The sequence below is a fragment of the Streptomyces shenzhenensis genome, assembly GCF_021462265.1.
In the GTDB taxonomy this organism is placed as follows: domain Bacteria; phylum Actinomycetota; class Actinomycetes; order Streptomycetales; family Streptomycetaceae; genus Streptomyces; species Streptomyces shenzhenensis.
Map to the genome: position 1 here is coordinate 1 of NZ_JAJONF010000150.1, position 1346 is coordinate 1346.

The window sequence follows — 1346 nt, forward strand, 5'->3', positions numbered from 1 at the left end:
GTAGTCGACCAGGTCCATCTTGTTGACGGCGAGGACGACGTGGGGGACGCGGAGCAGGGCTGCGATGGCGGCATGGCGGCGGGTCTGTTCGACGACCCCGTTGCGGGCGTCGACCAGGATGATCGTCAGTTCGGCGGTGGAGGCGCCGGTGACCATGTTGCGGGTGTACTGCACGTGGCCGGGGGTGTCGGCGAGGATGAAGCGGCGTTTGGGGGTGGCGAAGTAGCGGTAGGCCACGTCGATGGTGATGCCCTGTTCGCGTTCGGCGCGCAGGCCGTCGGTGAGCAGCGCGAGGTCGGGGGTGTCCTGTCCGCGGCTCGCGGAGACGCGTTCGACGGCCTCCAGCTGGTCGGCGAGGACCGACTTGGAGTCGTGCAGCAGCCGTCCGACCAGGGTGGATTTGCCGTCGTCGACGGAGCCGGCGGTCGCGAACCGCAGCAGGGTCGTCTCGGCGAGGCCGAGTTCCGTGGTGCTGGTGGTCATGGCTAGAAGTACCCCTCGCGCTTGCGGTCTTCCATCGCGGCCTCGGAGAGTTTGTCGTCGGCGCGTGTCGCGCCGCGTTCGGTGAGCCGGGAGGCGGTGATCTCGGTGATCACTTTCTCGATGGTGTCGGCGTCGGAGTCGACCGCGCCGGTGCAGGACATGTCACCGACGGTGCGGTAGCGGACCTGTCGTTTCTCGACCCTCTCGTGGGTTTTGGGGCCGCCCCAGTCGCCGGGGGTCAGCCACATTCCGGCGCGTTGGAACACCTCGCGTTCGTGGGCGAAGTAGATCTGGGGCAGGTCGATGTTCTCGCGGGCGATGTACTGCCAGACGTCGAGTTCGGTCCAGTTGGACAGGGGGAAGACGCGGACGTGTTCGCCGGGGGCGTGCCGGCCGTTGTAGAGGTTCCACAGTTCGGGGCGCTGGCGGCGGGGGTCCCACTGGGAGAACTCGTCGCGGAGGGAGAAGACGCGTTCTTTGGCGCGGGCTTTCTCCTCGTCGCGGCGGCCGCCGCCGAAGACGGCGTCGAACTTCTCGCTCTGGATCTTTTCGGTGAGGGGCACGGTCTGGAGGGGGTTGCGGGTGCCGTCGGGGCGTTCCTTGAGGGTGCCGCGGTCGATGTAGTCCTGTACGGAGGCCACGTGGAGGCGCAGTCCGTGTGCGGTGGCCACTCGGTCGCGGTATTCGAGGACCTCGGGGAAGTTGTGTCCGGTGTCCACGTGGAGGAGGGAGAAGGGGATCGGGGCGGGGGCGAACGCCTTCAGTGCGAGGTGCAGCATGACGATGGAGTCCTTGCCGCCGGAGAAGAGGATCACCGGGCGTTCGAACTCGCCGGCCACCTCGCGGAAGATGTGGACCGCCTC

General features: G+C 67.8%; 2 protein-coding genes. Both read right to left on the reverse strand.

Going from position 1 to position 1346, the window contains the following annotated elements; all coding sequences use genetic code 11:
- The coding region (locus LQ326_RS47155; RefSeq protein ID WP_234545374.1) for a GTP-binding protein at positions 1 to 483 on the reverse strand (483 nt) is incomplete at its 3' end.
- 2 nt (positions 484 to 485) lie between these two features.
- Positions 486 to 1346: sulfate adenylyltransferase subunit CysD (gene cysD / locus LQ326_RS47160; protein WP_234545375.1), on the reverse strand; the 861-nt coding region annotated here is incomplete at its 5' end.